Raw genomic sequence first — 20,413 nt, 5'->3', positions numbered from 1 at the left:
GCAGCCGAAGGACTAGGCGAACGCCTCGCGCGCGACACGCGCCGCATCGTTCGCTCCGCGCGGCGTGACGGGTCGGAATTCCTCGAAGGGACGGCCCGCGAGTGCCGCGACGATGCGCGCCGAGGCTCGCCCATCGCCGTACGGATTGACGTTGCGGGAGAACGCAGCACGTGCGTCCGTGTCGTCGAGAAGCAGATGCACCGTTGCGGCGATGGCGTCGCTGTCCGTGCCGACGAGCATAGCGGTGCCCGCGTCGATGGCCTCGGGACGCTCGGTGACTTCGCGCATCACGAGCACGGGCTTGCCGAGCGCGGGCGCTTCTTCCTGCACGCCGCCGGAATCGGTCAGCACGAGCGTCGCGCGCTGCAGGAGCCGCACGAAGCCGAGATAGTCCGCAGGCTCGATGAGAAACACGTTGGGCGCGCCGCCGAGCGCGCTGATCACCGTCGCACGTACGTTCGGATTCAGATGGACCGGATAGACGATCTGCACGTCGCGACGCTTCGCGAGGCGCACCAGCGCCGCGCAGATATCGCGCAAGCCGCGGCCGAAACTCTCGCGCCGATGGCCGGTGACGAGAATCAGATGCTTCGATGGATCGAGAAACGGAAAGCGCGCATCGAGCGTGCGGCGCAATGCGTCCTGCGAATCGATGCGCTTCGTGACGGAGTGCAGCGCGTCGATCACCGTGTTGCCGGTGACGAACGCGCGTCCGTGCAGCGTTTCCTTCACGAGATTCGCATGCGAACGCGAGGTCGGGACGAACATCATGTCGCTCACGACATCGACGAAGCGCCGGTTCATTTCCTCCGGCCACGGGCTGCTCATGTCGCCGGTGCGCAAGCCCGCTTCGACGTGCGCGACGGGCACCCGCCGGTGAAACGCGGCGAGCGCGCCCGCCGTCGCGGTGGTCGTGTCGCCATGCACGAGCACGCGATCCGGCTTCTCCTTCGTGATGACGTCATCGATCGATGCGATGAGGCGCGAAGCCAGCCCGTTCAGGGTCTGGTTCTCCGACATGACCGCGAGATCGTGATGCGGCGTGATGTCGAACAGATCCAGCACTTGCTTCAGCATCGAGCGATGCTGGCCGGTCACGCACACGACGGAACGAATACCGGGTTCCGCTTCCAGCGCCTTGACGAGGGGCGCCATCTTGATGGCTTCGGGCCGCGTTCCAAAAATGGAAAGTATCGTTTTTCGCTTCGTGTTCATTAGGTCCCGGCGATTGCACAATCTTTAACAATTTTGATTGTATTCAGGCGCTTAGAACCTAAAGACAACTAAAATGTAAAAAAGTCTAACGAGAACGTCATGCTAGCAGTTGGCGAGTTTTTGTCCATAGTTGAGCGGCGTTTTTTACCTAAACAGTTAGCTTTCCCAACATCTGAAGTACGCCGGAGGTCGGGTATTTCTTCCTACGAAAGATCGCCTGCTTTCGTATCGATTTCGATATCGAGCAGCGCCGAACTCATCGACTTGCCGTGCGCGTCGAGCGCGAGCGATCGCGTGACGCCGCCGCCGAGCGCATGACCGAGCACGAAGTTGAACGCGCCGAGATGCGGCAATTCGTATCGCACGACGTCGCCCTTCACGACATCGGCGAGATGCGCTTTCACGCGCTCGGGCGTCAATGCTGCGCGCAGATGCGCGTAGTGCTTCGCGTCGAAGCAGATCACCGACACGTTCAGCGTGTTGCCTTTATCGCCGGTGCGGCCGTGCGCCAGTTCACGCAGTTTCATCGCTTGCCTCCACGAATTCGAAAACGGGTTTCACATGCTCGCGCGCGAGCAGCACGGACTGCACGGCGATGACTTCGCGCGTCGCCTTCGTCACGCCGCCGCCGCCCGCCGGGCCGTTGGTGTAGAGCGTTTCGACCTCGTTGCCGATGCGCGCCGCTTCCTTCGCGTTCGACACGCGGCCCGCGACGCGCGCACGCACTTCGTACGGTTCGTCGTGCTGAGAAGCGAGCGTGTCGCCGTATAGCGCGTTCACGCCGATCAGGTCGAAGCGAAGCTCGCTCGTATCGACGCCCGTGATTGCGAGCCGCTCGCGCACGATATCGAGCGCGAGCCGCGCGCGTGTCACCGCGCCCGGACCGCCGTAGGAAATCTGGCCTTCGCCGATGTAGCCGTCGGCATAGGCGACGGAGACTTTGAGCGTATCGGTGCGCGGCTTGCCGCATCCGCCTGTCACGCGCACACGGTCGTGCGATTCCTGCATCACGCGAACCTGCGTGAAGTCTGCGACCACATCCGGCTGAAAGTAACGGCCCGGATCGTGAATCTCATAGAGCAGTTGTTCCTTGCAGGTCGCTTCGGTCACACAGCCGCCCGCGTGCGGCACCTTCGTCACGACGACCGCGCCGTCCGCGCTCACTTCGCCGATCGGAAAGCCGAGACGCGCCAGATTGCCGACATCCTTGTAACCGGGATCGGCGAAGTAGCCGCCCGTCACCTGCCCCGCGCATTCGAGCAAATGACCGACGACGGTCGCCTGCCCGAGCGTGTTCCAGTCGTCCATCGGCCAGCCGAACGCGTGGATGAGGGGCGCCGTGAACAGCGATGGATCGGCGACACGTCCCGTCAGCACGATATCCGCGCCCGCTGCGAGGGCATCGACGATCGGCGCTGCGCCGAGATACGCGTTCGCCGAGACGATGCGGTCGGCATACGCGCTCACATCGTCGCCGGATTCCTCGAAACGCAGCCGCGATTTGAGAACGGCATCGAGCACGTCGTCGCCGGTGACCGCGGCGATCTTCAGTCCATGCAATCCGAGTTCGCGCGCGATCTGCGCGGTCTTTCTCGCCGCCGCGCGCGGATTGGCCGCGCCCATGTTCGAGATGATGCGCACGCCGTTCTTTACCGCAACCGGCAGCACCGCGCGCATACGCGCTTCGAGCAGCGGGTCGTAGCCGAGTTCGGGATCGTTACGGCGCGCCTGTTGCGCGATCGCGATCGTGCGCTCGGCGAGGCATTCGAACACGAGATAGTCGAGCGCGCCGTGCTCCGCGAGCTCGACGGCAGGCTCGATGCGGTCGCCCGAATAGCCCGCGCCCGCGCCTATTCTGATGGTGTCTTTCATGACGTCGTCCGGTATGGATTAAAGCGGAAACACGCCCAGCACGACGCACGCGATCGTCATGACGATCGAGGCGCCGAACAGCAGCGGGAACGTGAACTTCTGATGATCCGCGAGATCGATGCCGCACAAGCCGACGACCAGAAACGTCGCGGGCGTGAGCGGACTCACGGGAAAGCCGGTCGTCATCTGCCCGAGCAGCGCGGCCTGACCGACATGCACGGCGGGCACGCCGAGTTGCGACGCCACTTCGGCGATCACCGGCAGCACACCGAAATAGAACGAATCCGGATCGAAGAGCATCGAGAGCGGCATCGACAAGAGGCCGAGCACGACCGGAATGTGTCCGGCCATCGCGGGCGGCACGAAGCCGACTGCCGCCTGCGCCATCGCCTTCAGCATGCCGCTGCCCTGCATGATGCCGGTGAACACGCCTGCCGCGAGCAGAATGCCCGCCATCATCAGCGCGGCGCGCGCGTGGGCATCGACGCGCTTTCTTTGCATGTCGACGTTCGGGTAATTCACCATCAGCGCGATGCACAGGCCGACCATGAACATGATCGCGGGCGGAATCTTCTCGCCCATCACGACCATCGTGCCGAGCACGACGATCGTCAGCACGATGTTGAACCAGAAATTCTTCGGGCGGCGCAGCGCCTGTTCCTCGGGCGTGAGTTCGCGCTTCGGCAGCGGGATCGAACCGCTGGCGCTCGAATAACCGAGGCGCTTTTCCTCGCGGCGGCCGAGCCACCAGGCCATGCCGAACACGAACACGAGGCCGACGATCTGCACCGGAATCAGCGGATTGAACAGCGCGGAAATCGGCAGATGCAGCGAGGCGGACGCGCGGATCATCGGCCCGGTCCACGGCAGGAAGTTGATGCCCGCCGCCATCGACACGGCCGCCGCCAGCACGCGCTTGTCCATGTTCAGGCGCTCATAGAGCGGCAGCATCGCGGGAATGGTGACGAGAAAGCACACGGCGCCGGAGCCGTCGAGATGAATGAGGAGCGCGAGCAGCGTCGTGCCCATCACGATGCGCGTCGGTTTGGTGCCGACCGCGCGCAGGATGCGGTCGATGATCGGATCGAGCGTGCCCGCGTCCGTGATCGTGCCGAAGTAGAGAATCGCGAACACGAACATGCCGACGACGGGCGCGAGACTCTTCAATCCGTCGATGACGAACTTGCTCGTCGAGAGGCCGAAGCCGCCGATCAGCGACGCCGCGATCGGCACGATGATGAGCGCGACGAGCGGCGACATGCGCTTCGAGAGAATCGCCCCGAGCAGGACGACGATGGTGGCGAGGCCGAGCAACGGCAACATGAACTTGTCTCCGAATATTGTCTTTTGATGGAGTCGAGAGTAAGTTCGAAGCGGCGATAACACAATTGAAATGATTTGATCGCAGCTATCACAAACCATAATGGATTTGAATCTTCGCGATATCCGCGCGCTCGTCGCGGTGGCCGAGGCGGGCAGCTTCACGCGGGCTGCGGAACGGCTGCATCTGTCGCAGCCCGCGCTCACCGTGCAGATACGCCGGCTGGAAGATGCGGTCGGCGCGCGGCTCTTCGATCGCAATAGCCGCAATGTCGCGCTGACGCCGACCGGGCGCGAGTTGCTGCCGCTCCTGCGCAAGTCGTTGCGCGATATGGAGAACGTGCTGCGCGATGCGCGCGCGATGGGCGAGGGAGAAAGCGGCACGATCCGCATCGCGTGCCTGCCTACCTTTGCGGCGAGCGTGTTGCCGGAACTGATCATCGGCATGAAGCGCGAAGTGCCGCGCGTCGTGTTTCAGATTCGCGATGTGGTGGCGAGCACCGTGAATGCGCTCGTGCGCAACGAGGAGGCGGATATCGGCCTGACCGGCGGCGATGTGCTCGACCCGATGCTCGAAGTGCTGCACGCGGGCGTGGATCGGCTCGTCGTGGTGTGTCCGAAGGAACATGCGCTGGCGAGGAAGCGCCGCGTGAGCCTCGCCGATCTCGCGCGCTCGCCGCTCGTGCTCACCGCGCCGGGCACGAGCGTGCGCGCGGTCGTCGATGCGGCGCTCAGCGAAACGCGCGAAGCGCTCGATATCGCGTGCGAACCGACCTACATGATGACCGCCGTCGCGATGGTGCGCGGCGGTCTGGGTGTGACGATCCTGCCGGAAACCGCGCGCGAGGTGCGCGCCGAGCCGGGGCTCGTGGTGAAGGCGATCGACCATCCGGCGTTCGTGCGGCCGATCGCCATCGTGAAGAAGCGCGGCAGGACCTTGCCCGCCGTGACGGAGCGCTTCGTCGAACGCATGCGCGCGACGATGAACGCGCCCCGCTGAACCGCGCGCTTACTTTTCCATCGTCGCCATGTCGATCACGAAGCGGTACTTCACATCGCTCTTCAACATGCGCTCGTAGGCCGTGTTGATCTCGTCCATGCGAATCATCTCGATGTCCGACGTGATGCCGTGCTTGCCGCAGAAATCGAGCATCTCCTGCGTTTCCGCGATGCCGCCGATGAGCGATCCCGCGAGCGAGCGGCGCTTGAAGATCATGTTCATCACCGAAGGCGACGGATGCGGATGCTCCGGCGCGCCGACGAGCGTCATCGTGCCGTCGCGCTTGAGCAGCGCCATGAACTGATCGAGATCGTGCGACGCGGCCACCGTGTTCAGGATGAAGTCGAAGCTGTTCGCGTGCGCCGCCATCTGATCCGGGTCTTTCGAGATCACGACTTCGTGCGCGCCCAGACGCTTCGCGTCCTCGATCTTGCCCGGCGATGTCGTGAAGAGCACGACATGCGCGCCCATTGCGGCGGCGATCTTCACGCCCATGTGACCGAGGCCGCCGAGACCGACGATACCGACCTTCTGCCCCTTCTGAACGTTCCAGTGGCGCAGCGGCGAGTAGGTCGTGATGCCCGCGCACAGCAACGGTGCGACCGCCGCGAGTTCGAGGTTTTCGGGGATGCTCAGCGTGAACGCCTCATCGACGACGATGCTCGTCGAATAGCCGCCCGCCGTGAAGCCGCCCGACTTCTTGTCCGGCGAGTTATAGGTTTGCGTGAAGCTATCGGGGCCGTCGCAGAACTGCTCCAGTCCTTCCTGGCAGGACGCGCACACGCGGCATGAATCCACCATGCAGCCGACGCCCGCGAGGTCGCCGACCTTGAACTTCGACACATCCGAACCGACTTGCGCGACGCGTCCGACGATTTCATGTCCCGGCACGACCGGATAGTTCGAGCCGCCCCATTCGTTTCTCGCCATATGCAGATCGGAGTGACACACGCCGCAGAACAGAATGTCGATGCGCACGTCGTTCGGACCGACATCGCGGCGTTGAATTTCGAGCGGGCCGAGCGGTTTGTCGGCTGCGGCGGCTGCATAGGAATACGCTTTCAGCATGATTGTGCTTCCCTCTTTGGTTTGAATCTTTCGTGAACGAGCCGGCCCCGGCGCGATGCAAAAAGGCCGGCTGATGAGACGTGTCAGGAGATCGTTTTTGTGCGGCAGCGAACAGTCGCCGTCATGCACCGCACGCGTTGCGGGCGACTTGCCGATTGCGCCGATATTTCGGCGGCGAAACGCAACGCCGATACTGTATGCCTATAAGAAGATCTCTGCCGAAATGGCCGCGCGATTATGCCTTTCGAAAGGACTGCGCAATTGCGTTGCTGGAGAATTTGACAATCGTGCGCCCTTCTTTCGACTCCCTGCTTAATGGGGCTAGCCGATCGGATAAGAGCGTCATAAGGTTATCCCGCGCATCGAGACGACAAAAACGTGCGCGCGGCGCCGGAACTTTGAGAGAGCGAGACCATGAAGGTGAAGGCAATCACGGCAAGCATCGGCATGCCGGGCGGCGCGGTCAGCGCCGAGTTTCATATCGATACGGGGCGTCTCAGGATCTTCGAACGCGGCATGTTGCGCGTCGAATTGTTTCCGCCGCAGTCATGGTTCACGGTGGCGTCGGTGGCGGGAAACAGCCGCTGGGGCACGCGGCCGCGCGAAGCCGATATCCGGCTCGTCGTCGAGAATTTCATTCTTCAGCGCTTCGGCATGACGGCGTACCGGAGCGAGCTTTCCTGCGTGCAGTGATGTGCGCTGTCAGCGCGCACGCGCGCGCCGCGTGCGCTGATAGAAACTGTCCGGCTTGGTCTTGACCCATTCGACGAAGCTGTGCACCGCTTCGTGCGCGAGCAGTGCATCGACGGTCGAATAGCGTTGCGCCAGTTCCTTCTCGGTGAAGAGCGCATGCAATTGCCGATGACAGATGCGATGCAGCACCGCCGTCTGCTTGCCGCCTTGCGACTTCGGCACGAGATGATGCAGATCGCGTTCCGATGGCGGCACCGCGCGCCCGCATAGCGCGCAGGTTTCCTCCTGCGGCGGGTGATACCACGGCTCCGGTGTGCGCTTCGCCATCGCGGTCCTCGTTCGTTCTTTTCGAGTGTACAACTCGTCTTTCGACGGCGCATCGGACCGCTTGTCTGCTCAACATTCCTCAACGTCTTCATCGAAAGCACGCCGCGACGATAGAATGGCTGCGTGAACGCGCGCATCGGAGACACGTCATGACAGGTCCGGCGAGCAACCTCTACGAGAACTGGCAGAAGCAGATCCAGCAGGATCTGGATGCGCGCGTCAGGGCACATCAGCATGAAGTGCGGCAGACGAATGCGCTGCAAGCGCATCAGGCGGGCGCGCCCGCGCCGCTCAATCTCATCGGCGACGGCGATTCCTGGTTCGACTATCCGCTGCCTGACCCGCTTCACGCGACCGATGTGCTGGAAGCGCTCAAGGACATGGGCGATCCCGCGCCGATGATCCTCAAGCTCGCGCACTACAGCGATGCGACCACCACACTCCTCGGCGTGAACAAGCGCAACCGTCTCATCGCCCAGTTGCAGGACAAGGGCAACGGACATATCGATGCCCTGCTTTTCTCCGGCGGCGGCAACGATGTCGTCGGCGACCAGTTCCGCTTCTGGCTCCACGATGCGAGCACGGTCGGCAACGATCCCGCGCGAGGCGTCGATGACCGGCGGCTCGCGGATATCTTCGGCGTCGTCGAGAGCGCCTATCTCGATCTGATCCGCATCCGCGACCGGTTCGCGCCGCACGCGCCCATCTTCGTGCACGCTTACGACTTCGCGATTCCCAACGGCATCTCGGCCTGTCATCTCGCCGGACCGTGGCTTCGTCCTTCGCTCGTGGATCGCGGCTGGCCGGACCTCGCGCCCGGCACGCTGATCGTGAGGACGATCCTCATCCAGTTCCGCGCGATGCTGCAGCGGCTCGCCAGCGATCCCGCCAACGACATGGTGCTGGTCGAGACGCAAGGCACGCTCGCGCCCGATGACTGGGCCAACGAACTGCATCCCACCGGCGCGGGCTTCGGCAAAATCGCCGCCCGTTTCAGGGCCGCGCTCGCCGCGCGCTTTGCGAATCGCATATGAGCGCCGCACTCGACGGCTGCCACACACGGAAACCGACATGACCGATGAACGGCTCGACGACCGCGTCCGCGCGCTCGCAAGCGAAGCGGACTTCTACTCCGTGCGCGTCGTCGATGAGCGCACGGACGATCATCAAGTGCGCAACGACGTGGCCCAGCCATTGCGCCGCGCGCGCGATCGTGGCGCGATGCTCACCGCATGGCGCGGCGCGGGCGCGGGATATGCGGCGACGCCAGACTTGTCCGCGACCGGTTTGCAGGCGGCCCTCGACATCGCCACACGCCGCGCCGAGGCGAGCGCGCGGCTTTCGCTCGTCGATCATCGGCGTGTCGCGCGTCCGTCGCGAAGCGGCGCGTATGAATCGCCGCATATGGCGACTGCGCTTCCGACGCCGCGCGAATGGCTCGCAAGGCTCGCGCACGAGTGCGGCGCGGCGCGCATCGACGCACGCATCGTCGAGCGGATCGCGTCGGTGCAGGTCGTCGAGAGCGAGCAGATTTTCATCACGAGCGACGGCGTGCGCATCGAGCAGCACTTCAGATTCGTGATGCCACAGTTCTCGGTCGCCGCGCATGACGACGGCGATACGCAGGTCCGCACGCTCGGCGGCGACTACGGAACCATCGCGCAAGGCGGCGTCGAGATACTGGATCACTTCGGGTTCGATGGCGCGGGCGAGCGGCTCGCACGCGAGGCGCTTGCGCTGCTCGCCGCGCCGAACTGCCCGAGCGGCGTGCGCGATCTGCTTCTCATGCCCGACCAGATGGCGCTGCAGATTCACGAATCGATCGGGCATCCGCTCGAACTCGACCGCATTCTCGGCGACGAACGCAACTTCGCCGGATCGAGCTTCGTGAAACCGGCGTTCTTCGGCAATTATCGATACGGCTCGCCGCTGCTGAATGTCACGTTCGATCCGGCTCTGCCCGGCGAGGCCGCCGCCTACGCGTTCGACGACGACGGCGCCGCCGCCGACAAGCATCATCTGATCCGCAACGGCGTACTCGAACGCGCGCTCGGCGGCACGCTCTCGCAACAACGCGCGGGCATCGCGGGCGTCGCCAATTCGCGGGCATCGAGCTGGAACCGTCCGCCCATCGACCGCATGGCGAATCTCAACATCGAGCCAGGAACGAGTTCGCTCGACGAGATGATCGCCGGCATCGGACGCGGCATTCTCATGCGCACGAACACGTCGTGGTCCATCGACGATCATCGCAACAAGTTCCAGTTCGGCTGCGAGTTCGGGCAACTGATCGAGGACGGCGAACTCACGCAAGTCGTGCGGCAACCGGGCTATCGGGGCATATCGGCGAGTTTCTGGCGGAGTCTTGCCGCCGTTGGCAACGAGGCGACGCGCGGCGTCTACGGCACGGCGCTGTGCGGCAAGGGCGAGCCGATGCAGATCGCGCGCGTGGGCCACGCGTCGCCCGCGTGCGTGTTCCGCAACGTCGATGTATTCGGAGGCACGCGATGAGCGCCACGACGATGGACTGGCAACGCCATTTCCTGATGCTCGCGGACGTCATCGAGGAGCGGCTCGCGCCGGGCGAAATGTCATTGACGACGCTCGCCGCCGAGGAATCGGACTTCGTGCGCTTCAATGCGGGCAAGGTGCGTCAGATCGGCCATGTGTCGCAGGGCACGCTGACTGTGCGGCTGATCGAGGACGAGCGTCAGGCCTATTCGACGCTCACGATATGCGGCGATTCGAACGTGGATCGCGATGCGGTCGCCGGCGCGCTCGACGGATTGCGCGAGGCGCTGCGGGATGCGAGCCCCGATCCTCATCTGCTCGTCGATACTTCGACGTGGACGCAGACCACGCAGCGGCGCGGCACGCTGCCGGAGATCGGATCGCTCCTGAGCGTGGTCGAACGATGCGCGGCCGGGCTCGACTTCGTCGGCTTCTATGCGGGCGGCGCGCTGGTCCGCGGCTTCGCGTCGTCGGGCGGCAGTCGCGGCTGGCACGAAGTCGAGAACTTCAATTTCAGTTGGTCTCTCTACGATGCGAGCGGGCGCGCGATCAAGACGACGTACGCGAGCGAGCAATGGAGCGACGAGACGTTCGCGGGAAAGATCGAAGAGGCAGCGGCACGCATGCCGGCGCTCGCGCGTGCGCCGCGCACGCTGGCGCCGGGCTCGTATCGCGCGTGGCTCGCGCCGAATGCGCTCGCCGAACTGATCGGCACGGCATCTTTTACGGCGTTCTCGGCCCGGCAGCAAGCGACGGCGCGCAGCGAACTCTATCGGCTCAATCGCGGGGACGTCTCGCTGGACGAGCGCGTCACGCTGATCGAGGATCTCGATCTCGGCATCGCGCCGCGCTTCAACGCAGACGGCTATCGGCGCGAGACGGTGCCGCTCATCGAGGCGGGACGCGGCGCGCAGCAACTCACGAGCGCGCGGACGGCCCGCGAATATGGATTGCGTCCCAACGGAGCGCTCGCGAACGAGATGCCGGTTTCGCTCTCGATGCAGACAGGCGATCTCGCCGATACCGACGTGCTCGCCGCGATCGGCACGGGCCTGTATATCGGCAACCTGTGGTATGTGAATTTTTCCGACCGGATGGATTGCCGGCTGACCGGCATGACGCGCTTCGCCACGTTCTGGGTGGAAGACGGCGAGATCGTCGCGCCCATTGATGCGATGCGCTTCGACGACAGCCTTTATCGCTTGCTCGGCAGCGAACTGGAACGGCTCGGCGCGACGCCGGAACTGCTTCTGAACGACTCGACGTGGAGCGAGCGCTCGACCGGCGGCTTGCGGCTGCCGGGACTGCTCGCGCGCAGCTTCAGGCTGACGCTTTGAGGTGCGAGCCGGCGTCGATACCGGCTCGCTATCTCCCGATCAGCCCTGCACGAATGCGAGCAGGTCGGCGTTGAGAACGTCCGCGTTGACCGTGAGCATGCCGTGCGGATAGCCGGGATACGTCTTCAGCGTACCGTTCTTCAGCAGCTTGATGGACTTCAGCGCAGCGTCGCCGATCGGCACGATCTGGTCGTCGTCACCGTGCAGGACGAGCGTCGGCACGGAAATCGACTTCAGGTCTTCGGTCTGGTCCGTCTCCGAGAACGCCTTGATGCCCTCGTAATGCGCCTTCGCGCTGCCCATCATGCCCTGACGCCACCAGTTCTGGATGACGCCCTGATGAACCGTCGCGCCCGGTCGATTGAAGCCGTAGAACGGACCGGCGGGAACATCGACGAAGAACTGCGCGCGGTTATCGGCGAGCGCCTTGCGAAAGCCATCGAATACCTCGATTGGCAGGCCTTCCGGATTGGCTTCGGTCTTGAGCATCAGCGGCGGCACCGCGCTGACGAGCACGGCCTTCGCGACACGTCCCGCCGGTTCGCCGTGCTTCGCGACATAGCGGGCGACTTCGCCGCCGCCCGTCGAGTGTCCGATGTGCACCGCATTCTTCAGGTCCAGCGCTTCGACGACCGCGAAGGCGTCGGCGGCGTAGTGGTCCATGTCGTGACCTTCGGAGACCTGCGACGAGCGGCCGTGCCCGCGCCGGTCGTGCGCGACCACGCGATAGCCCTTCTGCACGAAGAAGAGCAACTGCGCGTCCCAGTCGTCGGAGGAAAGCGGCCAGCCATGATGAAAGACGATGGGCTGCGCGTCTTTCGGCCCCCAGTCTTTATAGAAAATTTCGACGTTATCTTTGGTCGTGACGAACGGCATGATCAATCCTCACTCGTGAGAAGGTGTGGAGCAGGATGCCGGGCCGGGTTGGTAACCCGACGCCGGCTTCGACGTTCTTGCAGGCGAGACAACGGTGACGGACAGTCTATCGATGCGACGGCTCGAACTTTCGAGTTCGCATCATCGTCCGAGTAGAACAGTACACGCTTACCGTCATCATTGGACGATTGCCCGCAAGTAAGTGGGGTTGCAAGTGTTTGAGCTGGGCGCGTGGCACCAAATCGGTGAACGCGGATCAGGCAATCACGCACGCTCGGAAGACAGCATCGCGAGCACGCCGCTCAGCGCGCCATCGAGAATCTGATTGGACAACTCCGGGTCCGATACGGCCCGCGACAGCGTCACCGCACCCACGCACGCGCTCAATATGTGGAACGCCTCCGCGCGCTTCGTTGCGTCGAGCAGCGCGGGCGATGCCTGAGCAATCAGCCCGACGATTTTCTCGATCCGAAGCGAGTACACCTCGCGCGTCGCGCCCGCGCAGCGGCTCATGTCATTGACCAGCGCCGAAACCGGACAGGCGCGTTCGATGTTGTCCCTGTGCGACCCCGACAGATATGCGCGCATCGCCCGTTGCGGATCGGTCGGGATGGATGCCTGCCACGACTCGATATCTCGCAGCGCGTACTCGAACGCTTCCCGCACGAGTTCATCGCGAGAAGCGAAGTGCTTGTAAAAACCGCCTACGGTGAGTCCGGCCTCCTTCATGAGATCGGCGATGCTCGCGCCATCGATGCCGCGCTCACGCAATCGCCTTGCCGCCACTTCAACGATGCGTTGACGTGTCTCGACCTTCTGTGCCTGCGAATGACCCATTTGCATCTCCACACTGCATTGGCGGGCAAGTGTAATCCCGCTACCTGTTTCCCATTGGTGCGCGTCTGGCAATTCTGAGTTGAGTCATGAAAAAGTTGCTCCGCTTCTGGATTATGACTAACATCCAGATCAGTGCAGTATCGATCGAAAGGGTAGTGGCACCAAATCACTGCGCCCAAAATTGTGCATATGCACTTCCAACGGAGATTCATCATGGAACAACACAAGATTCTGGTCACGGCCGCTGCCGGCAAGACAGGCGTTCACACGGTGCGGAACCTTCTCGACAGCGGTCACGCGGTGCGCGCGCTCGTTCGCAAGGAGGACGATCGCAGCGAGGCGCTTAGGCAAGCCGGCGCTGAAATCATGACCGGCGACCTTCTCTCGCACGACGACGCAATCCGCGCGACCGACGGAATGGACGCGGCGTATCTCTGTTATCCCGTTCGTCCCGGTTTCATTCAGGCGACCGCCTATTTCGCCGATGCGGCCCGCCGCGCGGGACTGAAAGCGGTGGTGAACATGTCGCAAATCTCGGCGCGCGAGAACGCGAAAAGCCACGCGGCGCGGGATCACTGGATTGCCGAGCGCGTGCTCGACTGGGCGGGCGTGCCGACCGTGCACATCAGGCCGACATTCTTTTCCGAGTGGCTGGTCTTTCCGTGGGTTCGGGACACGATCGTTCGCGACGGCGAGATCGCGCTGCCGTTCGGGGATGGCCGGCATGCGCCTATCGCGGCGGACGATCAGGCGCGCTTTATCGCCACCGTGCTTGCCAATCCCGCTGACCACGTCGGCAAGACATACGAACTGTGCGGCCCGGTTCAAATGAATCAGGCGGAGATCGCCGCCGTGATGAGCGACGTGCTGGGCAGGAAAATCGTCTACCGACCGGCGACGCTCGACGGTTATCGCGAGCATCTGCGTCACTACGACCTTCCGGATTTCACCATCCAGCATTTCGTCGAGGTGGCCGTCGATTATCAGAACGGCGTCTTCGAGGGCACGGACGGCATCATCGAGCGCGTGACGGGAAGCGCGCCGCAGACCGTCGAAGCATTCGTGACGGCGAATCGCGCGGCCTTCGGCTGAAGCGGTCCGGGTTCGTCGCGGGTAGTATGAGGGCGAGTTGCTCGATCAACGCGAGCACTCGAAGAGGGATCGAATGAGCTTCAGACATGCATTCGCGCTCGTGAGTCTGCTACTCGCCTGCATTTCGTCGATGGCCGCGACGCTCGCGATCAACGTCGGCGGCGAGCGCTCGCTCACGACCGAGCAGTTGCTCGCACGTCCCGATGTCGCGACCATCCGCGTGCCGAACGATGTCACTTTTCACCGCACGATGACGTATCGCGCGGTCCCGTTGCGCGCGCTGCTCGGCATCACGGAATTGCCCGCCGGCAAGGAGCTTCAGGTCACCGCGAGCGATGGCTTCGTCACGCACTTTTCCGCGAAGCTGCTCTTCGGCGATGCGAAGAAGCGCGCCGAGCCGTGGCTCGCGATCGAGTCGCCCGACGAACCCTGGCCGCGGATGCCGGACGGCGGCGATATTGGTCCGTTCTATGTCGTGTGGATCGATCCGGCCGCGTCGGGCGTGTCGAGCGAGCAGTGGCCCTTCAAGGTCGACGCGATCCGCATCGCGCCGACGCTCGCCGCGCGCTTCCCGCAAATCGCCGTTGAGAAGAGCGTGCCGCCCAATTCACCGATTCGCCGCGGTCAGACCGTCTTCGCGACGCAATGCATGGTGTGCCACAAGCTGAACGGCGCGGGCGACGCATCGATGGGTCCGGACCTGAATCTTCCGCGCAATCCGACCGAATATTTCCAGCCGTGGGCGCTCAAATCGTTCATCCGCGATCCGAAGTCGATCCGCGCCTGGTCCGACATGAAGATGCCCGCCTTCGACAAGAACGCGATCAGCGACAGCGATCTCGATGCGGTCATCGCCTATCTCGGCTATATGGCCAAGCGCAGGAAGTAAGCGGGCACTGAGGGAAATTCCCAAGTTTCATCGCGCCAACATTGCATACAATAGTCTCGTCGATCGCTGGAAACGAGGCCGAAGTGGCGCAGACTCAACCTGCTTTGCATACAATCCTGCCCGAACCTGCGCGTTCGGCCGATGACGTCTACATGGCCATCAAAGAGGCGCTCGCGGACGGCCAGTACGGCGCGGGTCAATATCTGCGCGAAGAACAGCTCGCCAAAAGCCTCGGCGTGAGCCGCACGCCGGTGCGCGAAGCGTTGCGCCGGCTCGATGCCGAAGGCTGGGTCGAAACGCGCGCGAACTTCGGCGTGCGCGTGAAAGCGTGGACGGTGCAGGACGCACGCGAGATTTTCGAGGCGCGTCTTCTGATCGAGCCGTATCTCGCCGGGCGCGCCGCGCTCGCGATCGGCGCATCGGACATCGCGCGCCTGAAAGCGCTCGCCGAGGCGATGCTCGACATCACGCGACGTCCATCGACATCCGAATCCTGCGAAGCGTGGTTCACCGCGAACGGCGAATTTCACGCGATCATCACGGCCGCCGCGAACAACGCGCGCCTCGATCGCTCGCTCAAATCGATGAAGGAAACGCCGCTCATCAAGTGGACCTTCGACACCTATAGCGACGCGGACCGCGAGCGCAGCGCACGCCAGCACCTCGAAATCGTTCTCGCGCTGGAACAGCGCAACGCCGCGTGGGCGGAAGCCATCACGCGCTGCCATATTCTCGCCGCCGAAAAGGCGGTGCTCGACCGTCACGACCGGGAACATCCCGCGTCCTGAGCCTGAAGCGCTCCGGGTCGAAACAGCATTACGAACCGTCGTTGGATAGTCGCGCAAGCGACATGGGAGACACGACATGCCGAGCATCGATGGCACGACCATAAGCACCGTGAGCGCCGGTCCGCGTCTGGACCGATTACCGATCTCCGGTTTTCACAAACGCGTGCTGTGGCTCATCGGCGCGGGCATGTTCCTCGATTCGTTCGACATCTATCTCGCGGGCGGCGTGCTCGGCGCACTGGCCAAGACCGGCTGGTCCACGATGCAGCTCAACGCCGCGTTCCTCTCGTCGACGTTCGTCGGCATGCTGATCGGCGCGTTCACGGCGGGCGTGCTCGGCGACGCGAAAGGCCGCAAGTTCACCTACCAGTTCAATCTCGCGGTGTTCGGCCTCGCGTCGATCGCCGGCGCGTTCGCGCCCAACATGACGTGGCTCATCGTGTGCCGCTTCTTCATGGGACTGGGACTGGGCGCGGAGATCGTCGTCGGTTACGGCTCGGTCGGCGAGTTCATGCCGCCTGCCGTGCGTGGCAAGTGGTCGGCGTATCTGTCGCTCATCACGAACTCGGCGCTCTTTTTCTCGACGTTTCTCGGCTATCTGATCATTCCGACGATCGGCTGGCGCGCGATGTTCGCGATCGTCGGCATCGGCGCGATGATTGTGTGGGTCATCCGCAAGAAGATGCCCGAATCGCCGCGCTGGCTCGAATCGAAAGGCCGCTACGACGAAGCCGAAGCGATCCTGCGCGCCGCCGAGGAAGAATCGTCGCGCCGCGCGCCGCTGCCGCCCATCGACGACGCGCCGCGCACCGTGACGAAGAAGACCACGCTGATCGAGCTGTTCTCGCCTTCGCAGATTCGCCGCACGTTCGTGTCGATCGTCGTGCAGATCGCGGTCAACATGGTGATCTACGGCTTCATCGTGTGGGTGCCGACGTTCCTGATGAAACAGGGCATCGGCATGGCGTCGTCGCTCGGCTATACGACGCTGATGTCGCTCGGCGGCCCTGCGGGCGCACTCGTCGGCGTGCTGATCGCCGACCGTGTCGGGCGCAAGAACGGACTGATCGCGGTAGCGGCGCTCGCGGCCATCATCGGCTGGCTCTACGGACACTCCACCGGCGTCGCGATGGCCACGCTGCTCGGCTTCCTGCTCTTCACGCTGACTTATCTGATGGTCGCGCTCGGCATCGCGACGTACATTCCCGAACTCTTCGCGACCGAAAACCGCATGCGCGCGAACGGCGTCGCGGGTTGCGCGGGACGCGTCACGGGCATCCTCGCGCCGCAACTCGTCGTCGTGATGTACGCGGCGGGCGGCGTGAAGGACGTGCTGTCGATGATCATCGGCGCGCTCGTCGTGATGGCCGTCGTGCTGGCGGTGTTCGGCATCGAGACGAATCGCCGCTCGCTGGAAGAAATCGCGCCTTCGCCCGATACCGACGGCACGCTCGCGGCGTCGGCGCTGTCGCGCGAATCGCATCGTTGAAACTTTCTGAGGAAACCGTCATGAGCGTCACGCATGAAAGCAAGCGTCAGGCATTGAAAGCGCGTTTTGCGCGCAAGGAAATCGTCACCGCGCCCGGCATCTTCGACATGATCTCCGCGAAAATGGCCGATTCGATGGGCTTCGAATGCCTCTACATGACGGGCTTCGGCACGGTCGCGTCCTACCTCGGCCTGCCCGACGCGGGCCTCGCGACTTACACCGACATGGTGAATCGCGTCGCGGCGTTTTGCGGCGGCACGAATACGCCGATGATCTGCGACGGCGACACGGGTTATGGCGGCCTGCTCAATGTCGCGCACACGGTGCGGGGTTACGAGCAGGCGGGCGCGGCGGGCATCCAGCTCGAAGATCAGGAATTCCCGAAAAAGTGCGGGCATACGCCGGGACGGCGTGTCATCGCGATGGAAGACATGGTCCGCAAGATCAAGGTCGCGGCGGAAAGTCGTAGCGATAGCAACTTTCAGATCGTCGCACGCACCGATGCGCGCACGTCGCTCGGACTCGATGAAGCGCTGCGTCGCGGCGAAGCGTATGCGAAGGCGGGCGCGGACGTGTTGTTCATCGAATCGCCGGAGACGGCGGAAGAACTGGAGAAGATCGGACGCACGTTCGATATGCCGCTGCTCGTGAATGTCGTCGAAGGCGGACGCACGCCGCAACTCGCGCCCGAGGAATTGCAGAAGCTCGGATTCTCGCTCGCGATTTATCCGGCGTCCGGGTTTCTGGCCGTGGCGAAGGCGCTCAAGGATGTCTACGGCGAAATCCTCGCGCGCAAAGGCACGCAAGGCGCTGTCGGCGCGATGTATCCGTTCTCCGAGATGTGCGAGCTGATGGGTTTTCCGGAAGTCTGGGCGTTCGATCGGGCGCACGCGGACTAACGATACCGGCGATACCGCCGCTCAGGCCACCGCCGCCACGCAGTCGATCTCGATGTCGAATCCGCCCGGCCACGCCGGCACGTTGACGAAGATGCGTGCCGGCGGGTTCGGTCCGAAGAAACGCGCATAGACCGCGTTGACGACGGGAAACGCATCGACGGACGTGCAGTAGACATTGCACTTCAGCACCTGATCGAGCGACGAACCCGCTGCTTCGACGCACAGCTTCAACTGCTGCAACACGAGTTCGGTCTGACGTTCGATGGTCGCATCGGCCACGACCTCGCCGGTCTGCGGATCGAACGGCGGAAAGCCCGACACGTAGACCGTGTCGCCGTGGCGCGTGACGGCGGACGTCGGCGCCTTGAATCGTTCGAGCCAGGTCGAAAGCGGTTCGACGCGGATGATTTCGCGAGCCATGTCATCGTCTCCTTTGCGGTGAAGAACTACCCGCGACCCTCGAAAATTCCATTCAGATCGTTGCCCGCCGCCGCATCCTTGAAGCCATCGAAACGGCCGTCGACGAGCCCTTGCGCCGCGCGCATGAATCCGCCCCACGCGGCGCGCGCAAGCCCACCGCCGACACTCACGCGCCGCACGCCGAGCGCCGCGACATCGCTCAACGTGAATTCCGACACGCCGCCGATCAGCAGATTCACGGGCTTCGATCCGACCGCCTTCACGACCGCCTCGATCTGCTCGCGCGTCTTGATGCCGGGCGCGTAGAGGCAATCCGCGCCGGCATCGGAATACGCTTTGAGACGCGCGATCGCATCGTCGATATCGGGCTTGCCCGCGAAGAAATTTTCCGCGCGGCCGACGAGCAGCGTGTCGCCGCCGGTTTCGTCGATCGCGCGCCGCGCCGCTTTCATGCGCGCCACGGCGACATCGACCGGAAACAGCGGCGACGATGCATCGCCCGTCGAATCTTCGATGGACAAGCCCGCGACGCCCGTTTCCACCGCGAGCTTCACGCTGTGCGCGACATCGTCCGGCGTTGCGCCGAAGCCGCTTTCGAAGTCCGCGTTCACGGGCAGATCGGTCGCTTCGACGATCTCGCGCAAATGAGCGAGCACCGCGTCGCGCGTCACGTGATTGTCCGCACGGCCGTTCGACCATGCGAAGCCCGAACTCGTCGTTGCGAGCGCCTTGAAGCCGAGCGTTTCGAGATAGCGCGCGGAACCGATGTCCCAGGGATTCGGCAGCATGAAGCAACCGGATTCGTGCAGTGCGCGAAAGGCTGCGCGTTTCTCGGCGACGGTGCGGGGCATGGCGTGTCTCCTGTGGAAAATCGCGTCGGAACGTAGACGATACGCGATCGACCGAAAGCGTGCTCGTCACTAAGTCTCTCTTAAGCAAGCACCCACTACGCTTGAGCCTTTCCAAACCATGAGAGACGACATGGACCACGCAAAACATGCGCTCGCCAAGGTTCCGGAACTGACCCTGGCATTCTGGATCATCAAGATCGCGGCGACCACGCTCGGCGAAACCGGCGGCGACGCCCTCTCGATGTCGATGAATCTCGGCTATCTGATGAGCACGTTCATTTTCGCGGCCGTGTTCGCCGTCGCGGTGATTGCTCAGATCAAAGCGGACAGATTCCAGCCCGCGCTCTACTGGATCACGATCATCGCGACGACGACGGTCGGCACCACGCTCGCCGACTTCGCCGACCGCTCGCTCGGCATCGGCTATGCGGGCGGAAGCGCGATCCTCCTTGCGCTGCTGCTGACATCGCTCGCGGTGTGGTATCGCACGATGGGCTCGGTCTCGGTATCGACGATCGCATCGCCGAAAGCCGAAGCGTTCTACTGGCTGACGATCATGTTCTCGCAGACGCTCGGCACCGCGCTCGGCGACTGGACCGCCGACAGCGCGGGTTTCGGCTATACGGGCGCGGCGATGATCTTCGGCGGCCTGCTGCTGGCGATCGTGCTTCTGTATTACTTCACGGAGGTGTCGCGCACGGTGCTGTTCTGGGGCGCGTTCATTCTGACGCGGCCGCTCGGCGCGGTGGTCGGCGATTTTCTCGACAAGCCGGTCGCGCATGGCGGACTCGCGATGAGCCGCTACGGCGCGTCGATCGCGCTCGTGATGTTCATCGTCGTGTGCGGTTTTCTGTTCAAGCAGCGGCCCGCACGCGTGGCGCACTGAAAACGTCGGCAAAAAAAACGGCGGTCCCGAAGGACCGCCGCTT

At 63.7% G+C, this 20,413-nt stretch carries 21 protein-coding genes; 11 read left to right on the top strand and 10 right to left on the bottom strand.

The features are described 5' to 3' along the window. Positions 1-12 precede the first annotated feature (12 nt). From wecB to QCE73_RS22135, 4 genes are all read right to left on the bottom strand, one after another. On the bottom strand, positions 13-1,215 hold the full coding sequence (gene wecB / locus QCE73_RS22150; protein WP_309883589.1) for a non-hydrolyzing UDP-N-acetylglucosamine 2-epimerase: 1,203 nt from the start codon (positions 1,213-1,215) through the stop codon (positions 13-15). A 203-nt stretch (positions 1,216-1,418) separates the two neighbouring features. Beyond that, positions 1,419-1,742, bottom strand: a complete 324-nt coding sequence (locus tag QCE73_RS22145; protein ID WP_035504450.1) for a hypothetical protein — start codon at positions 1,740-1,742, stop codon at positions 1,419-1,421. Further along, complete coding sequence (locus QCE73_RS22140) at positions 1,729-3,087, bottom strand: acyclic terpene utilization AtuA family protein (protein ID WP_309883588.1); 1,359 nt, start codon at positions 3,085-3,087, stop codon at positions 1,729-1,731. The genes QCE73_RS22145 and QCE73_RS22140 overlap by 14 nt, the downstream gene beginning before the upstream one ends. A gap of 18 nt (positions 3,088-3,105) precedes the next feature. After that, on the bottom strand, positions 3,106-4,410 hold the full coding sequence (locus tag QCE73_RS22135) for a CitMHS family transporter (protein WP_035504446.1): 1,305 nt from the start codon (positions 4,408-4,410) through the stop codon (positions 3,106-3,108). A 100-nt stretch (positions 4,411-4,510) separates the two neighbouring features. On the opposite strand from QCE73_RS22135, the gene QCE73_RS22130 reads away from it, so the two are divergent. Further along, positions 4,511-5,407: a LysR family transcriptional regulator gene (locus QCE73_RS22130; protein WP_309883587.1), complete on the top strand. Its 897-nt coding sequence runs from the start codon at positions 4,511-4,513 to the stop codon at positions 5,405-5,407. Between the two features lie 9 nt (positions 5,408-5,416). Here QCE73_RS22130 and QCE73_RS22125 read toward each other — a convergent pair whose 3' ends face one another. Beyond that, positions 5,417-6,475 (bottom strand): NAD(P)-dependent alcohol dehydrogenase, encoded by a 1,059-nt coding sequence (locus QCE73_RS22125; RefSeq protein ID WP_309883586.1) that lies wholly within the window; start codon positions 6,473-6,475, stop codon positions 5,417-5,419. Positions 6,476-6,889: 414 nt separating this feature from the next. On the opposite strand from QCE73_RS22125, the gene QCE73_RS22120 reads away from it, so the two are divergent. Next, positions 6,890-7,168, top strand: a complete 279-nt coding sequence (locus QCE73_RS22120; protein ID WP_035504439.1) for a hypothetical protein — start codon at positions 6,890-6,892, stop codon at positions 7,166-7,168. A gap of 9 nt (positions 7,169-7,177) precedes the next feature. Here the strand turns inward: QCE73_RS22120 and QCE73_RS22115 are convergent, their stop codons facing one another. Beyond that, on the bottom strand, positions 7,178-7,495 hold the full coding sequence (locus QCE73_RS22115; protein ID WP_187603852.1) for an HNH endonuclease: 318 nt from the start codon (positions 7,493-7,495) through the stop codon (positions 7,178-7,180). A gap of 149 nt (positions 7,496-7,644) precedes the next feature. Between QCE73_RS22115 and QCE73_RS22110 the strand changes: the two genes are divergently transcribed. From QCE73_RS22110 to QCE73_RS22100, 3 genes are read left to right on the top strand one after another with little or no spacing between them, the layout of a single operon-like run. Continuing rightward, positions 7,645-8,529 (top strand): SGNH/GDSL hydrolase family protein, encoded by an 885-nt coding sequence (locus QCE73_RS22110; protein ID WP_309883585.1) that lies wholly within the window; start codon positions 7,645-7,647, stop codon positions 8,527-8,529. Between the two features lie 37 nt (positions 8,530-8,566). Further along, positions 8,567-10,006, top strand: a complete 1,440-nt coding sequence (locus QCE73_RS22105) for a TldD/PmbA family protein (RefSeq protein ID WP_309883584.1) — start codon at positions 8,567-8,569, stop codon at positions 10,004-10,006. Then, positions 10,003-11,343: a metallopeptidase TldD-related protein gene (locus tag QCE73_RS22100; RefSeq protein WP_309883582.1), complete on the top strand. Its 1,341-nt coding sequence runs from the start codon at positions 10,003-10,005 to the stop codon at positions 11,341-11,343. Before QCE73_RS22105 ends, QCE73_RS22100 begins: the two co-directional genes overlap by 4 nt. A 39-nt stretch (positions 11,344-11,382) precedes the next feature. Here QCE73_RS22100 and QCE73_RS22095 read toward each other — a convergent pair whose 3' ends face one another. Both QCE73_RS22095 and QCE73_RS22090 read right to left on the bottom strand, forming a co-directional pair. Further along, a complete protein-coding gene (locus QCE73_RS22095) occupies positions 11,383-12,219 on the bottom strand; it encodes an alpha/beta hydrolase (RefSeq protein WP_309883581.1) in 837 nt (278 codons plus the stop codon). A gap of 264 nt (positions 12,220-12,483) precedes the next feature. Then, entirely contained in the window at positions 12,484-13,056 is a 573-nt protein-coding gene (locus QCE73_RS22090; RefSeq protein ID WP_309883579.1) for a TetR family transcriptional regulator, read from the bottom strand. Positions 13,057-13,269: 213 nt separating this feature from the next. On the opposite strand from QCE73_RS22090, the gene QCE73_RS22085 reads away from it, so the two are divergent. From QCE73_RS22085 to QCE73_RS22065, 5 genes are all read left to right on the top strand, one after another. After that, positions 13,270-14,148 (top strand): NAD(P)H-binding protein, encoded by an 879-nt coding sequence (locus QCE73_RS22085; protein ID WP_309883578.1) that lies wholly within the window; start codon positions 13,270-13,272, stop codon positions 14,146-14,148. Between the two features lie 73 nt (positions 14,149-14,221). Then, on the top strand, positions 14,222-15,037 hold the full coding sequence (locus tag QCE73_RS22080) for a cytochrome c (RefSeq protein WP_309883577.1): 816 nt from the start codon (positions 14,222-14,224) through the stop codon (positions 15,035-15,037). Between the two features lie 83 nt (positions 15,038-15,120). Further along, a complete protein-coding gene (locus QCE73_RS22075) occupies positions 15,121-15,825 on the top strand; it encodes a GntR family transcriptional regulator (protein ID WP_309883576.1) in 705 nt (234 codons plus the stop codon). Positions 15,826-15,901: 76 nt separating this feature from the next. After that, positions 15,902-17,314, top strand: a complete 1,413-nt coding sequence (locus QCE73_RS22070; protein WP_309883575.1) for an MFS transporter — start codon at positions 15,902-15,904, stop codon at positions 17,312-17,314. Between the two features lie 20 nt (positions 17,315-17,334). Next, positions 17,335-18,213, top strand: coding sequence for an isocitrate lyase/PEP mutase family protein (locus tag QCE73_RS22065; RefSeq protein WP_309883574.1), 879 nt, complete (start codon positions 17,335-17,337; stop codon positions 18,211-18,213). Positions 18,214-18,234: 21 nt separating this feature from the next. Here QCE73_RS22065 and QCE73_RS22060 read toward each other — a convergent pair whose 3' ends face one another. Together QCE73_RS22060 and QCE73_RS22055 are read right to left on the bottom strand one after the other, a co-directional pair. After that, the gene (locus tag QCE73_RS22060; protein ID WP_309883573.1) at positions 18,235-18,633 is read right to left on the bottom strand and encodes a RidA family protein; all 399 of its coding nucleotides are present in this window, start codon (positions 18,631-18,633) and stop codon (positions 18,235-18,237) included. 26 nt (positions 18,634-18,659) lie between these two features. Next, positions 18,660-19,484 (bottom strand): isocitrate lyase/phosphoenolpyruvate mutase family protein, encoded by an 825-nt coding sequence (locus tag QCE73_RS22055; RefSeq protein ID WP_309883572.1) that lies wholly within the window; start codon positions 19,482-19,484, stop codon positions 18,660-18,662. 130 nt (positions 19,485-19,614) lie between these two features. On the opposite strand from QCE73_RS22055, the gene QCE73_RS22050 reads away from it, so the two are divergent. Beyond that, positions 19,615-20,370 (top strand): hypothetical protein, encoded by a 756-nt coding sequence (locus tag QCE73_RS22050; RefSeq protein WP_309883571.1) that lies wholly within the window; start codon positions 19,615-19,617, stop codon positions 20,368-20,370. The last annotated feature ends 43 nt before the right edge of the window (positions 20,371-20,413 follow it).

The sequence above is a fragment of the Caballeronia sp. LZ029 genome, from assembly GCF_031451275.1.
Taxonomy (GTDB): Bacteria; Pseudomonadota; Gammaproteobacteria; order Burkholderiales; family Burkholderiaceae; genus Caballeronia; species Caballeronia jiangsuensis.
This window is presented reverse-complemented; position numbering and strand designations above follow the sequence as displayed.

Coding starts and splice junctions, on each gene's coding strand:
- wecB (WP_309883589.1), bottom strand. CDS start 1,215: ATGAACACGAAGCGAAAAACGATACTTTCCATTTTTGGAACGCGGCCC.
- QCE73_RS22145 (WP_035504450.1), bottom strand. CDS start 1,742: ATGAAACTGCGTGAACTGGCGCACGGCCGCACCGGCGATAAAGGCAAC.
- QCE73_RS22140 (WP_309883588.1), bottom strand. CDS start 3,087: ATGAAAGACACCATCAGAATAGGCGCGGGCGCGGGCTATTCGGGCGAC.
- QCE73_RS22135 (WP_035504446.1), bottom strand. CDS start 4,410: ATGTTGCCGTTGCTCGGCCTCGCCACCATCGTCGTCCTGCTCGGGGCG.
- QCE73_RS22130 (WP_309883587.1), top strand. CDS start 4,511: ATGGATTTGAATCTTCGCGATATCCGCGCGCTCGTCGCGGTGGCCGAG.
- QCE73_RS22125 (WP_309883586.1), bottom strand. CDS start 6,475: ATGCTGAAAGCGTATTCCTATGCAGCCGCCGCAGCCGACAAACCGCTC.
- QCE73_RS22120 (WP_035504439.1), top strand. CDS start 6,890: ATGAAGGTGAAGGCAATCACGGCAAGCATCGGCATGCCGGGCGGCGCG.
- QCE73_RS22115 (WP_187603852.1), bottom strand. CDS start 7,495: ATGGCGAAGCGCACACCGGAGCCGTGGTATCACCCGCCGCAGGAGGAA.
- QCE73_RS22110 (WP_309883585.1), top strand. CDS start 7,645: ATGACAGGTCCGGCGAGCAACCTCTACGAGAACTGGCAGAAGCAGATC.
- QCE73_RS22105 (WP_309883584.1), top strand. CDS start 8,567: ATGACCGATGAACGGCTCGACGACCGCGTCCGCGCGCTCGCAAGCGAA.
- QCE73_RS22100 (WP_309883582.1), top strand. CDS start 10,003: ATGAGCGCCACGACGATGGACTGGCAACGCCATTTCCTGATGCTCGCG.
- QCE73_RS22095 (WP_309883581.1), bottom strand. CDS start 12,219: ATGCCGTTCGTCACGACCAAAGATAACGTCGAAATTTTCTATAAAGAC.
- QCE73_RS22090 (WP_309883579.1), bottom strand. CDS start 13,056: ATGGGTCATTCGCAGGCACAGAAGGTCGAGACACGTCAACGCATCGTT.
- QCE73_RS22085 (WP_309883578.1), top strand. CDS start 13,270: ATGGAACAACACAAGATTCTGGTCACGGCCGCTGCCGGCAAGACAGGC.
- QCE73_RS22080 (WP_309883577.1), top strand. CDS start 14,222: ATGAGCTTCAGACATGCATTCGCGCTCGTGAGTCTGCTACTCGCCTGC.
- QCE73_RS22070 (WP_309883575.1), top strand. CDS start 15,902: ATGCCGAGCATCGATGGCACGACCATAAGCACCGTGAGCGCCGGTCCG.
- QCE73_RS22065 (WP_309883574.1), top strand. CDS start 17,335: ATGAGCGTCACGCATGAAAGCAAGCGTCAGGCATTGAAAGCGCGTTTT.
- QCE73_RS22060 (WP_309883573.1), bottom strand. CDS start 18,633: ATGGCTCGCGAAATCATCCGCGTCGAACCGCTTTCGACCTGGCTCGAA.
- QCE73_RS22055 (WP_309883572.1), bottom strand. CDS start 19,484: ATGCCCCGCACCGTCGCCGAGAAACGCGCAGCCTTTCGCGCACTGCAC.
- QCE73_RS22050 (WP_309883571.1), top strand. CDS start 19,615: ATGGACCACGCAAAACATGCGCTCGCCAAGGTTCCGGAACTGACCCTG.